This is a genomic window from Streptomyces iconiensis, from assembly GCF_028657195.3.
Taxonomy (GTDB): domain Bacteria; phylum Actinomycetota; class Actinomycetes; order Streptomycetales; family Streptomycetaceae; genus Streptomyces; species Streptomyces iconiensis.
Genome location: NZ_JANCPR020000011.1, coordinates 95,913 through 108,428, shown reverse-complemented (window position 1 = coordinate 108,428; position 12,516 = coordinate 95,913). Strand labels below are relative to the sequence as shown.

Genomic DNA, 12,516 nt, shown 5'->3' with positions numbered 1-12,516 from the left:
TCCAGTCGGGACGGCGGGATTTGAACCCACGACCCCTTGACCCCCAGTCAAGTGCGCTACCAAACTGCGCCACGTCCCGGTGCCCGTCGGCTTTGGGGCTTTTGTGTCCCCTCGCCGCTCGCGCACAAAGAACAATACAGCACCTCAGGGAGTGCTCGCGCCCCCCTCCGCCGCCTGGGGTGCGACCTCGCCGGCAGGGTTTGGCGCAGGTGGGGGAGGGAACCCCGGCGGTCCTGTGGCGTACGGAGTTCGGAGTGCAGGCGGGGCCCGCGGCCCCGCCGCTCCCGGGAGGAGGAGTCGGCTGTGAGCCGGTCGCGCATCGTGATCGTCGGAGCGGGATTCGCCGGATACCAGGCGGCCCGTACCCTCTCGCGCCAGTTCCGTGGCGCGGCGGAGATCGTGCTGGTCAACCCCAACGACTACTTCCTCTACATGCCGCTGCTCCCCGAGGTCTCCTCGGGGATCCTGGAGCCCCGCCGCGTCTCCGTGTCCCTCGCGGGGACCCTGCCGCGGGTACGGCTCGTACTCGGCGAGGTCGACGGTGTGGACTTCGACAGGCGGCACATCCACTACGTGAACCCCGAGGGCCAGGGCGGCGAACTGCGCTACGACCGGCTCCTGTTGACCGTCGGCAGCGTGAACAAGCTCCTTCCGATCCCGGGAGTGGCCGAACACGCACACGGATTCCGGGGCATGCCGGAGGCCCTGTATCTGCGCGATCACGTGACGCGGCAGGTCGCGCTGGCCGCGTCGACCGACGACCCGGCGGAGGCGGAGGCGCGCTGCACCTTCGTCGTCGTCGGCGCCGGCTACACCGGCACCGAGGTCGCCGCACACGGAAAGCTGTTCACCGACTCGCTGGCCAGGCAGCACAACAGGCCCCCGCTCGGCGTGCCCGGCCTCCGCGACGACCGCCGTCCCCGCTGGATGCTCCTCGACATCGCGCCGCGGGTGCTCCCCGAACTGGACGAGCGGCTCTCCAGGACAGCGCACAGGGTGCTGCGTAAACGAGGGGTCGACGTACGTACGGAGATGTCCGTGAAGGAGGCGACCAAGGACGGAGTGCTGCTGGACGACGGAGAGTTCATCCCCACCCACTCGCTGATCTGGTGCGTGGGAGTGCGGCCCGACCCGCTCGTCGAGGACATCGGCCTGGAGACCGCGCGCGGCCGGCTCGTCGTCGACGAGTACCTGCGCGTGCCAGGACAACCGGACGTGATGGCCTGCGGCGACGCAGCCGCCGTACCGGACCTGACGCGGCCGGGCGAGTTCACGCCCATGACGGCGCAGCACGCGGTACGGCAGGGCAAGGTCGCGGCCCGCAACCTCGCGGCTTCCTACGGCTACGGCGCCCCGCGCGCCTACAAGCACCGTGACCTGGGCTTCATGGTCGACCTCGGCGGCGTCCAGGGCGCCGCGAACCCGCTGCACGTGCCGCTCTCGGGCCCCTTCGCCAATCTGGTGACGCGGGGCTACCACCTGGCCGCGATGCCGGGAAACCGTATCCGTGTGCTCGCCGACTGGGCCCTGGACGGCTTGCTGCCGAGGCAGGCGGTACAGCTGGGGCTCGTGAGGTCGTGGTCGGTGCCGCTGGAGTCCTCGTCACCGGAGACCGCCCGGGTCCCGGAGCCGGAGCCGCAGGCTGAGCCGGATTCGAAGTCCGAGCCGAAGTCCGAGCCGGATTCGAAGTCGAAGTCCGAGCCGGAATCGGCAGCGGCTTCGGAGCCGGCGTCCGAACCCGAGCGGTGACCGGTGAGCGATGGCCGCGTGACCGCGTGGTCGGGTGACCGGGTGACCAGTAGCGGTGACCGGGCGAGTGGTGAGCAGGGGAGAGGTGGGCGGGGGAGCGGTCGGTTGCGGGCGAGCGCCGAGGGCCCGAGGGCTGAGGGCTGGGGAGGGCCACCGAAGGGTGACGGAGTTGTCCACAACTCCCGCGTAATCCACAGAAAGTAAGACCTCGAAACACACCGTCACCGACCCCGGCTACCTTTCTCTCATCGGGCCCGGCGAAGACCAAGACCACCGGGCCTGACCGAACCGCACGAGGCGGACAACGCGACGCAGAGAAGGGACAGCCGCATGCACGGGGGACTGCCGGTCATCGGTATCAGCATGCTCGTCTACGCAAGTGTGGGAGCCGGCCTCCTGCTCAGAGGCGCACTGGTCAGGTGCCTGCCGGGTCACCGTGCGCAGTGCGGGCGACGGGGGAGGGGACGGACATGCGCGGCGTGACCGTGATCGTCCCGGCGCACAACGAGGAAGCGGGACTCCCCGCGACCCTGGAGTCCGTACGGGCCCAGACCGTGCCTCCGCGACAAGTGATCGTCGTGGACGACGCCTCCGACGACCGCACGGGCGACATCGCCCGTCACCACGGCGCCGAGGTCCTGCGCCCACCCGCCAATCTCGGCAGCAAGGCCAAGGCGCAGAACCACGCGCTTCCACACTGCAGCGCCGAACTGGTCCTGGCCGTCGACGCGGACACCGTCCTGGCCCCTGACTACATCGAACGCATGCTGCCCGCCTTCGACGATCCGAAGGTCGTCGTGGCCGCGGGAAACGTCCAGACACGCTTCACCCGCACCGTCTGGGAGCGCGGCAGGTCGGTGGAATACCTCTTCGGTTTTCACTGGCACAGGCCGATCCAGCAGGGCACCGACAGCCCCATGGTGTGCTCCGGATGCTGCTCCGTCTTCCGGCGGGAGGAGCTGCTCGCAGCGGGCGGATTTCCACAGCGCACCATCGTCGAGGACATGGATTACACCTGGTCACAGCAGGTTGCCGGGCGCCGCGCGCGGTATGTGGGCGACGCCGTCGCCTGGGCTGCCGACCCCGAGACGCTGCTCTATCTGCGCAAGCAGGTATGGCGTTGGATGGCCGGCTTCTGCCAGAACGTGCGGCTGCATGCGCGAGACCTCGTCGTCCGCAAACCGATACTCGCGCTGTGGGTGTTCCTCGCGATGGCCGAGATCCTTCTCGCGCCGCTGTGGTGGAGCGCGCCGCTGGTTCTCACCTTGGGGCTCGAACGCCCTGTCCTGCCGACCCTCGCCTGGTGGGTGGGTGCGGAACTGGCGCTCACCGTACCGCCGTTGGTGTACGCGGCACGCAGACGGGGCCTCTCCCTCCGCAGGGTGCTCGGCGACATCCCCTGCGTGTACCCGACCAAGCTCGTCAACCTCTGGTACGCGTGGAAAGCGGTCCTCGTGGAGCTGGTACTCGTACCGCTGCGTCTCTCGCGCGGACTGACCGTCTACGAGAAGGGGCGCGGCCCGGCACCGTCGCCCGTCCGGGGCGCCAAGACGATGGGCGCTCCCGCATAGCAGGCCGGGCGCCGGTCAGGGGAGCCCCCGCTGTCCTACGTGCCGGCGCCCGGCCGCCGTACCGCCCCGTCGCCGTCGCCCGCCACACGCACCGGCGGCAGGAACTCCCGTACCAGCGTGCGGTGCCACCACGCGCCCGTCTCCCGCCGCTCCTCCCTCGTGGTGAAGCGGTACCGGTACAGCAGCGCACGGATGTGGGTCGGTGGCGCGTCGGGGAAGGGGTTGTGGCGCAGCAAACGCAGGGTGGCGCGGTCGTTTTCCAGCAGCCGCTCGATGAACGGCTCGAACCAGCCGCGCGTATAGGCGGGCGAGAGCGCCGCGAACCACATCTGCCAGTCCAGACGGAGGTGATACGGAGCGAACTGGCGCGGGAGCCGCCGCACATCTGTCGGCTTTCCCTTGAACTCGTACTCCCGCCACACCGTGTCAGCGGTGACCCGTTCCTCGTCCGTGCCCTCCAGGACGATCTCCTGCCGGATCCGGGTCACGCTGCCGAACGCCCCGTAGGTGTTGACCAGATGGAGGGGGTCGAAGGAGCGGTTCATGGTCTGGCCCCGGCTGAGCATGTTGCGGACAGGCCAGTAGCTGAGCGTCAGAACCAGCACCGTCACCACGCACACGAGCACCGCGTACCAGGTCGGTGTGGCCGGGTAGGAGGGCGTTCCGGTCAGCGGCGAACTGTCCACGGCGGCAAGGGCGATGACGATGGTCAGCCAGTTGAGCCAGGCGAAGTTGCCCGACAGCACCAGCCAGAGCTGGGTGACGATGACGAGGCCCGCCGCGACCGTGGCGACGGGCTGAGGGAGGAGGAGCGCGAAGGGCACCACGAGCTGCGCCACATGGTTGGCCCCGACCTCGACCCGGTGCAGGCGCTTCGGCAACCGGTGGAAGTGCCAACTCAGCGGACCCGGCATCGGCTGTGTCTCGTGGTGGTAGTAGAGGCAGGTCAGCTCGCGCCAGCAGCGGTCCCCGCGCCACTTGATGAGGCCGGCGCCGAACTCCACACGGAACGTGAGCCAGCGCAGCAGCCACATCACCAGCACGGGAGGCGCCACCTCCGCGTTGCCCAGGAAGATCGCGAGGAAGCCTGCCTCCAGCAGCAGCGACTCCCACCCGAAGCTGTAGAAGACCTGACCCGCGTTCACGAACGAGAGGTAGAGGAGCCACAGCAGTGCCCACATCGCCATCGCCGCCCACAGCGGTACCGCGTCAGCGGCCCCCACCAGGATGGCTGCGGCCAGCACCGCCCCTGCCCACGCGCAGCCCGTGGTGAACGCGTCGCCGCAGCGCCAGTGGAACAGCCCCGGCGCGACCCGGAACGGGACACGCCGCAGGAACGTCCGCACCGGCAGCAGCCCACGGTCACCGAGCAGCGCCCGGAACTGGAACGCGGCGGACAGGAACGCGACGAGATAGATGCCGGCCAGTGCACGTTGCAGCACAAGTCGGCTCAGCCCGTAACCGGGCGCCGAGAACCAGGGCGTGAACCACTCCATGGCGGCCATGGGTACCACCACGAGGCCATGCTCACGCGCACTGGTGCCGTAGCGGGGGCTGAGACAGGACCCGTGAGGCACTGCCAGGAGGGCTGGCCGATCATGGAGGGATGAGCGACGACGGTTACGTACGGGTGCGGGGTGCCCGGGAGCACAATTTGCGGGGTATCGACGTGGACATTCCGCGGGACGCGCTGGTGGCGTTCACCGGGGTGTCCGGTTCGGGCAAGTCCTCGCTCGCCTTCGGGACGCTGTACGCGGAGGCGCAGCGACGGTACTTCGAGTCGGTGGCCCCGTACGCCAGGCGGCTGATCCACCAGGTGGGGGCGCCCAAGGTGGAGGAGGTCTCGGGGTTGCCGCCTGCTGTGGCGCTGGAGCAGCGGCGTTCGGCGCCTACGGGGCGTTCTTCGGTCGGTACGGTCACCACGCTGTCGAACTCGTTGCGCATGCTCTTCTCCCGGGCCGGCCGCTATCCGGAGGGTGCGCGGCAGCTGGATTCGGACGCGTTCTCACCGAACACGGCGGTCGGTGCCTGTCCTGAATGCCACGGTCTGGGGACGCTGCACAGCGTGACCGAGGAGTCGCTCGTTCCTGACCCGTCGCTGACGATCCGCGAGGGTGCGATCGCGGCCTGGCCGGGGGCGTGGCTGGGCAAGAACCTGCGCGATGTCACCGCCGCGCTCGGTTACGACCTCGACCGGCCCTGGCGGGAGCTGCCGCGTGAGGAGCGGGAGTGGTTGCTGTTCACGGACGAGCAGCCCGTCGTCACGGTGCATCCGGTGCGGGAGGCGGGTCGTATCCAGCGCCCGTACCAGGGCACGTACCAGAGCGCGAAGCGTTACGTACTGCACACGTTCGCCGACACGAAGAGCGCCACGATGCGGCAGCGGGTGCGGCGGTTCCTGGTGAGCGCCGACTGTCCGGTGTGCGGCGGGCGGCGGCTGCGGCCGGAGGCGCTGGCGGTGACGTTCGAGGGGCGGGACATCGCGGAGCTGGCGGCACTGCCGCTCGAACGGCTGGCTGAGGTGCTGCGGCCCAGCGCGGCGGGCGGTGAGGGCGAGGAGGCGGCCGAGGGCGGGATCCGCGAGAGTGTCGCGGCGACGCTCTCCCGCGACCTCGTCTCCCGTATCGAGGTCCTGACCGAGCTGGGCCTCGGCTATCTGAGTACGGACAGGCCGACGCCGACGCTGTCGGCGGGGGAACTGCAACGGCTGCGCCTGGCCACGCAGTTGCGTTCCGGGCTCTTCGGCGTCGTCTACGTGCTCGACGAGCCCTCGGCAGGGCTGCACCCGGCCGACACGGAGTCCCTGCTGACCGTGCTGGACCGGCTCAAGGGCGCGGGGAACTCGCTGTTCGTCGTCGAGCACGAGATGGCGGTGGTGCGCAGGGCCGACTGGATCGTGGACGTGGGTCCCCGGGCGGGCGAGCACGGGGGAGAGGTGCTCTACAGCGGACCCGTTGCCGGGCTGGCACAGGTCACGGGCTCGGCCACCCAGAGGTACCTGTTCCCGGGGAAAGGGGAGGCGGAGGGCCGGCACCACTACGAGGGCCGGGACCAGCAGGGTGAGCGGGGCCAGGACGGGGACGGGCGGGTGCCCAGGACGGCTGAGCGGTGGGTGTCGCTCTCCGGTGTCACCCGGCACAACCTCGATGACCTGGACGTCGACTTCCCGCTGGGCGTGTTCACGGCGGTCACGGGGGTGTCGGGCTCCGGCAAGTCGACCCTGGTCAGCCAGGTGCTGGCCGGGCTCGTCGCGGAACGTACGGGCGCGGGCGGGGGTACAGGCACGGGGACCCAAGGACGCGGCGAGGAGGACGAGGAGCCGGACGCCGTGGGGAACGGGGCCGGAGTGCGGGCGGGCGAGGGCGAGTCGGGGGTGGCCGAGGCCAAGGGGCTGGAGGCGGTCGACAGACTTGTCCGCGTCGACCAGAAGCCCATCGGGCGTACGCCGCGCTCCAACCTGGCCACGTACACCGGCCTGTTCGACGCCGTACGCAAGGTGTTCGCGGGGACCGAGGAGGCGAGGGCGCGCGGGTACGGTGCCGGGCGGTTCTCCTTCAACGTCGCCGAGGGCCGCTGCCCCACCTGCCAGGGCGAGGGCTACATCGCCGTCGAACTCCTCTTCCTGCCCGGCACGTACGCGCCCTGCACCGACTGCCACGGAGCCCGCTACAACCCGGAGACCTTGGAGATCACCTACCGGGGCGCGACCATCGCCGACGTGCTGGAGATGACGGTGGACCGCGCGGCGGAGTTCCTGACGGACGTTCCCGCCGCGGTACGGGGTCTTGAGGCGCTGCGGCGGGTGGGTCTGGGCTATCTGCGGCTGGGCCAGCCGGCGACGGAGCTGTCCGGCGGTGAGGCGCAGCGCATCAAGCTCGCCAGCGAACTCCAGCGCACCCGGCGCGGCCACACCCTGTACCTGCTCGACGAGCCCACGACCGGGCTGCATCCGGCCGACACGGAAGTGCTGCTGCGCCAGTTGCACGGGCTGGTCCAGGCAGGGCACACCGTCATCGTGGTCGAGCACGACCTCGCCGTCGTGGCAGGGGCCGACTGGGTCATCGACCTCGGCCCCGGGGGCGGCGACAGGGGCGGCCGGATCGTGGCATCCGGGACACCGGCCGAGGTGGCACGCTCCGGCGCCGGCGCCACGGCGCCCTACCTGCGCGCGGCTCTGGAGGAGTGAGAGCCCACCGGGCAACCCCGGGAGCCCTGTGGCCGTCCGTAAGGTGAGACATGTCCAGCAAGGTGAGACCGACACGTCCATGCGGTGACGCCGACGGGACGGAACGGACCGGGAGGCGAAATGACCCATGTCCTCATCGCCGGCGGCGGCATCGCGGGAGCCGTCACCGCGATGTCACTGCACAGGGCCGGAATCAGCTCGACCGTCTACGAGGCATACCCGTCAGGCGCCGACGACGTGGGGGCGTTTCTCGTCCTCTTCCACAACGGGCTGGAGGCGCTGCGCACCATCGGCGCACATCAGCCGGTGCTGGACGTGTCCTTCCCCGCGGAGCGCATCGAGACGCTCTCCCACACGGGCGACAGCCTCGGCACGCGGCCGGTCTCCGGCGGCGAAGCGGCTGAGGGAGCCGAGGGGGCTGCCGGCGGACGCAAGCTCCTCGGCCCGCGCACGCTGCGCCGCGCCACCCTCTACCGCGCGCTGCACGACGAGGCCGCGCGGCGGGGCATCACCATCGAGCACGGCAAGCGCCTGGTCGCGGCCGAAACGACCGAGGACGGGCGGGTGCGCGCACGCTTCGGCGACGGTACGGCCGCCGAGGGCGATCTGCTCGTCGGCGCCGACGGCCTCCACTCCATGACCCGTTCACTCATCGACCCCGACGCGCCGTCACCCCGTCACACCGGCCAGATCACCGTGTGCGGCTGGGCCGCGGGGATGCCGCCCGAAGCGGCGCCCGCGCAGGGTACCTACCGGATGATCCAGGGGAGGCGTGCCTTCCTCGGCTGCACAACGGCACCCGATGGGGAGGTCTGGTGGTTCGCCAACACCCCGGGGCCGGAACTCTCCAAGGACCGACTGGCGACGGACACGCCCGAGCGGAACGCGCGTTGGCGCGAGCACGTCGCGGCGCTCTTCGCCGAGGACGCCTCGCCCGCTGCCGACATCGTCCGTGCCACAGGGGACGGGATCTTCACCAGCAACGCCTATGACGTCGCCCGCACTCCCGTCTGGTCCCGGGGGCCCATGGTCGTTCTCGGGGACGCGGCGCACGCGGCAGCACCCAACGCGGCGCAGGGCGCCTCGATGGCGATCGAGGACAGCGTCGTGCTCGCGAAGTGCCTGCGCGATCTGCCGTCGCCCGGCGAGGCGTTCGCCGCGTACGAGGAGTTGCGGCGCGAGCGGGTCGAGGCCGTGGTCGAGCGCAGCGCCCGTATCAACGACAGGGCCGTCCCCAGCGCAGCGCGGGGACGGGGGAACAACCGTCCGCAGAGCGCGGACGGTTCGGCGGGTGCTGTCGGCTCGCCGGGTGATGAGGGCTCGGCAAGTGCTGACGGTTCGCCAGGTGCTGAGGGCTCGGTAGGTGCTGAGGGTTCGGCGGGCGCGGGTGGTTCGGCAGCGGCCGAGTCACTGGCACCCTCACGGAAGACCGAGGGCGTGCGGGTACCGGAGGGCGCGGACTGGCTGCTCCACTACCGCATCGACTGGGACACACCCGTCGCCTCTGCCTCCGCCTCCACCCCCACAGCCACCGGTTCCTGAGCGCCGGACCACCCGCCCAGCCCCTGGTTCGGAGCCCCTGGTCCGGAGCCCCTTCGGAGCCCCGAGCCCTGATCCCTTAGCGCCGAGCCCGAGTCCGGGCCCGAGCCCGCGTCTCCAGGCCCTGGTCTCAGGCCCCGAGGCGGGGTCCCGTGACCGTGGCCGGTCACCCGGTGCAGGGCCTGGTTACCGTAGGCGCATGACCATCCGTGTGCTCCTTGTCGACGACGACGCGCTTGTCCGTGCCGGGCTCCGGCTCATGCTCGACGGACTGGCCGACATCGAGATCGTCGGTGAGGCGGCCGACGGAGGGCAGGTGCCACCGCTCGTGGCCGAGCTGCGTCCGGATGTGATCCTCATGGACATCCGGATGCCGACCATGGACGGCCTGACGGCTACCGAGATGCTGCGGGCCAGGCCGGAGCCGCCCGAGGTCGTCGTGCTGACCACCTTCCACGCCGATACGCACGTACTGCGGGCGCTGCGTGCCGGCGCCGCCGGGTTCCTGCTGAAGGACACACCGCCCGCCGACATCGTCGCCGCCGTGCGCAAGGTGGCGGCCGGTGACCCGGTGCTCTCGCCGGCCGTCACCCGGCAGCTGATCCAGCATGTGACCCCGGCGGGCCGTGACGACCGGCGTACCCGTGCACGGGGGGTGCTCTCCGGCCTGGGGGAGCGGGAGCGTGAGGTCGCCCTGGCTGTCGGGCGCGGGCAGTCGAACGCCGAGATCGCGGCGGGGCTCTACATGAGCCTTCCGACGGTCAAGACGCATGTGTCGCGCATCCTCACGAAGCTCGGTCTCAACAACCGCGTACAGATCGCGCTGCTCGCGCACGATGCCGGACTGCTGGACGACGAAGCGTAGGCGCCGGCGGACGACGCGTAGGCGCTGGACGACGACGCGCAGGCCGGGAATCCTGAGCCCGCACAGGCGTTGGAACAAAGGTGATCTCACCAGCCGGATTCCCCGCACATCTTTCCGTCCTCGACCGCTCTCTCGCCCGTGAGGGCGAGCACCCCGGGCAGGCGTTGCGCGAGACGGTGCGCTTCGCGCGGGAGGTGGAGCAGCTCGGTTACCGGCGTTTCTGGGTCTCCGAGCACCACGCGGTCCCCGGCATCGCGGGCTCGGCCCCGACCGTGCTCGCAGCGGCCGTCGCCTCGGCCACCTCCCGTATCCGGGTGGGCACCGGAGGTGTGATGCTGCCGAACCACCAGCCGCTCGTGGTGGCCGAACAGTTCGGGGTCCTGGAGTCCCTCTTTCCCGACCGCATCGACATGGGTCTGGGGCGCTCGGTGGGCTTCACCGACGGTGTGCGCAAGGCGCTGCGCGTAGACAAGGACGCCGCCGAGGACTTCAGCGAGCAGATCACCGAGCTGCTCGGCTACTTCACCGGTACGGGACCCGTGCGGGCCCGCCCGGCGGACGGGCTGCGCGTACCCGCGTTCGTCCTGGCCGTCGGCGCGGGCGCGGGCATCGCGGCCGAGCACGGGCTTCCGCTGGTGATCGGCGCCTCGCGCGACGAGCGCCGTACGCGTGAGGCGGTCGACGGCTACCGCGAGGCGTTCGTGCCGGGCTCCGACGGGACGAAGCCCTATGTCGTCCTCGCGGTGAACGCGGCCGTGGCCGCCACCTCGGAGGCGGCGGAGCTGCTGCAGATCCCCGAGGCGTGGTCGACGGCGGTTTCCCGCACCCGTGGCTCGTTCGCACCGCTCGTTCCCAGCGGGGACGTCCTGGCGCGCGACATGACGGCGAAGGAGCGCGCCGCTTTCGAGGACGCGCGGGGGACTCAGCTGCACGGTACGGCGGGGGAGGTGACCGCAGCGCTCGCCGGGCTGGTCGAACGTACGGGCGCCGACGAGGTGTTGCTGACCCTCAACACCCATGACCCGGCCGACCGCCTCGACTCCTACCGCCGCCTCGCCCGTGCGGCCGGCCTCGCGGCGACCTGAGCCGGGGCCCTGTCAGCCCCCTTCGGGGAGGTCCCGCTTGAGGATCTTGCCCATGTCGTTACGGGGCAGCGCGTCAAGGTAGCGCACCACGCGCGGACGCTTGTGCGGGGCGAGCTGGCCGGCGACCATGTCGGCCAACTCGCGCTCGGCGGGCGGCGACTGAGGGTGGACGGGCACGATCCAGGCGACGACGCGTTCGCCGAGGTCGTCGTCGGGCTCGCCGGTGACGGCGACCTCGGCGACCATGGGATGCCCGAGGAGGACGTTCTCGATCTCCCCGGCGCCGATCTTGAAGCCGCCGCTCTTGATCAGGTCGGTGGCCCTGCGGCCGACGATACGGAAGGAGCCGCCGGTCGCCCGTGTCGCCATGTCGCCCGTACGGAACCAGCCGCCGTCGAACGCCTCGCTCGTGGCGTCGGGACGGTTGAGGTACTCGGTGAACAAGTTCGGGCCGCGCACCTGGAGTTCGCCGACCGTTTCGGTGTCCTCGGCCGCAACGCGCTCGCCGGTGTCGTCCATCAACCGGATGTCCACGTCACGCAGGGGCACGCCTACCGTGCCGGGCGGTGAGATGTCCTCGCCGTCCACGCGCACGCTGGTGTTCATCAGCGTCTCGGTCATGCCGTAGCGCTCGATGACGCGCTTGCCCGTCGCGGCCGTGAGGCGCTCGTGGTCGTGCGCGGGCAGCGCGGCCGAGCCGGACACCAGGACGCGCGCACCGGCCAGCGCGGCGACGAGGTCCGGGTCGCTCCCGCAGGCTTCGGCGAGCCGGTGGTACATCGTCGGCACCCCGAACAGCATCGTGCCGCCGCTGGACAGTTCGGCCGTCACACCCTCCGGGGTGAAGTGCCCCAGGTGGCGCAGCGTTCCGCCGCGCCGCAGCGGTCCGAGCAGGCCGAGTACCAGGCCGTGGACGTGGAAGAGGGGCAACGCGTGTACGAGCACGTCGTCGGCCGTCCATTGCCACGCGTCCTCCAGCGCGTCCAGGTTGCTGGAGATCGCCCGGCGCGAGAGGACGACGCCCTTGGGCGGGCCGGTCGTTCCCGAGGTGTAGACGATGAGCGCGGCGCTCCCCGCGTTCGGCTCCGGCGGCAGCCTCCAGGCGGAGCCCGGGTCGGCGCCCCCCTCGTCGTCCGTCAGGTCGGTCTCGATGCGGGGCAGTCCGGCGAGCGGTTCGGGGAGCGGGGCCCCGGGCTCGGCCAGCAACAGTGAGGGGCCGCTGTCGCCGATGATGTGCGCCAGCTCGCTCTCGCCGCTCTTCGGGTTCACCGGCACGGCGGGCACACCGGCCAGGAGCGCGGCGACCACGGCGACGGCCGTCTCGGGGCCGGAGGTCGCCCAGACGGCGACGCGTGAGGCCGGGTCGAGCCGCGCTGCCAGGCTGCTCGCCGCGGCGGCGAGCTGGTGATAACTCAGTGCTCGGTCGCCGAAGCGCAACGCGGTGTGCGAGGACGCCGTGTGCAACGCGGGGAAGAGCAGGGACACCCGGGACTCCTTTGTGATCTCTCGCCTCTGGGCCGC

8 protein-coding genes and 1 tRNA gene are annotated in these 12,516 nt (G+C 71.1%); 6 read left to right on the top strand and 3 right to left on the bottom strand.

Translation table 11 applies throughout. The features are described 5' to 3' along the window. Positions 1–5: 5 nt before the first annotated feature. Positions 6–79, bottom strand: a tRNA-Pro gene (locus NMN56_RS13540). Between the two features lie 224 nt (positions 80–303). On the opposite strand from NMN56_RS13540, the gene NMN56_RS13535 reads away from it, so the two are divergent. Together NMN56_RS13535 and NMN56_RS13530 are read left to right on the top strand one after the other, a co-directional pair. Further along, positions 304–1,749 (top strand): FAD-dependent oxidoreductase, encoded by a 1,446-nt coding sequence (locus NMN56_RS13535; RefSeq protein WP_274041172.1) that lies wholly within the window; start codon positions 304–306, stop codon positions 1,747–1,749. A 470-nt stretch (positions 1,750–2,219) separates the two neighbouring features. After that, a complete protein-coding gene (locus NMN56_RS13530) occupies positions 2,220–3,320 on the top strand; it encodes a glycosyltransferase family 2 protein (RefSeq protein WP_274041171.1) in 1,101 nt (366 codons plus the stop codon). 35 nt (positions 3,321–3,355) lie between these two features. Here NMN56_RS13530 and NMN56_RS13525 read toward each other — a convergent pair whose 3' ends face one another. Then, on the bottom strand, positions 3,356–4,825 hold the full coding sequence (locus NMN56_RS13525; RefSeq protein WP_430542566.1) for a lipase maturation factor family protein: 1,470 nt from the start codon (positions 4,823–4,825) through the stop codon (positions 3,356–3,358). A 101-nt stretch (positions 4,826–4,926) separates the two neighbouring features. Between NMN56_RS13525 and NMN56_RS13520 the strand changes: the two genes are divergently transcribed. The 4 genes from NMN56_RS13520 to NMN56_RS13505 all read left to right on the top strand — a co-directional run bounded on the left by NMN56_RS13520 (position 4,927) and on the right by NMN56_RS13505 (position 10,995). Next, complete coding sequence (locus NMN56_RS13520) at positions 4,927–7,506, top strand: excinuclease ABC subunit UvrA (RefSeq protein ID WP_274041170.1); 2,580 nt, start codon at positions 4,927–4,929, stop codon at positions 7,504–7,506. Between the two features lie 120 nt (positions 7,507–7,626). Next, positions 7,627–9,048, top strand: coding sequence for an FAD-dependent monooxygenase (locus tag NMN56_RS13515; RefSeq protein ID WP_274041169.1), 1,422 nt, complete (start codon positions 7,627–7,629; stop codon positions 9,046–9,048). Between the two features lie 196 nt (positions 9,049–9,244). Beyond that, entirely contained in the window at positions 9,245–9,910 is a 666-nt protein-coding gene (locus NMN56_RS13510) for a response regulator (protein ID WP_274041168.1), read from the top strand. Positions 9,911–9,990: 80 nt separating this feature from the next. Continuing rightward, entirely contained in the window at positions 9,991–10,995 is a 1,005-nt protein-coding gene (locus NMN56_RS13505; RefSeq protein ID WP_430542560.1) for an MsnO8 family LLM class oxidoreductase, read from the top strand. 12 nt (positions 10,996–11,007) lie between these two features. Here NMN56_RS13505 and NMN56_RS13500 read toward each other — a convergent pair whose 3' ends face one another. Then, positions 11,008–12,480: an acyl-CoA synthetase gene (locus NMN56_RS13500; RefSeq protein WP_274041167.1), complete on the bottom strand. Its 1,473-nt coding sequence runs from the start codon at positions 12,478–12,480 to the stop codon at positions 11,008–11,010. Positions 12,481–12,516: the final 36 nt, after the last annotated feature.

Coding starts and splice junctions, on each gene's coding strand:
- NMN56_RS13530 (WP_274041171.1), top strand. CDS start 2,220: ATGCGCGGCGTGACCGTGATCGTCCCGGCGCACAACGAGGAAGCGGGA.
- NMN56_RS13525 (WP_430542566.1), bottom strand. CDS start 4,825: ATGGCCGCCATGGAGTGGTTCACGCCCTGGTTCTCGGCGCCCGGTTAC.
- NMN56_RS13520 (WP_274041170.1), top strand. CDS start 4,927: ATGAGCGACGACGGTTACGTACGGGTGCGGGGTGCCCGGGAGCACAAT.
- NMN56_RS13515 (WP_274041169.1), top strand. CDS start 7,627: ATGACCCATGTCCTCATCGCCGGCGGCGGCATCGCGGGAGCCGTCACC.
- NMN56_RS13510 (WP_274041168.1), top strand. CDS start 9,245: ATGACCATCCGTGTGCTCCTTGTCGACGACGACGCGCTTGTCCGTGCC.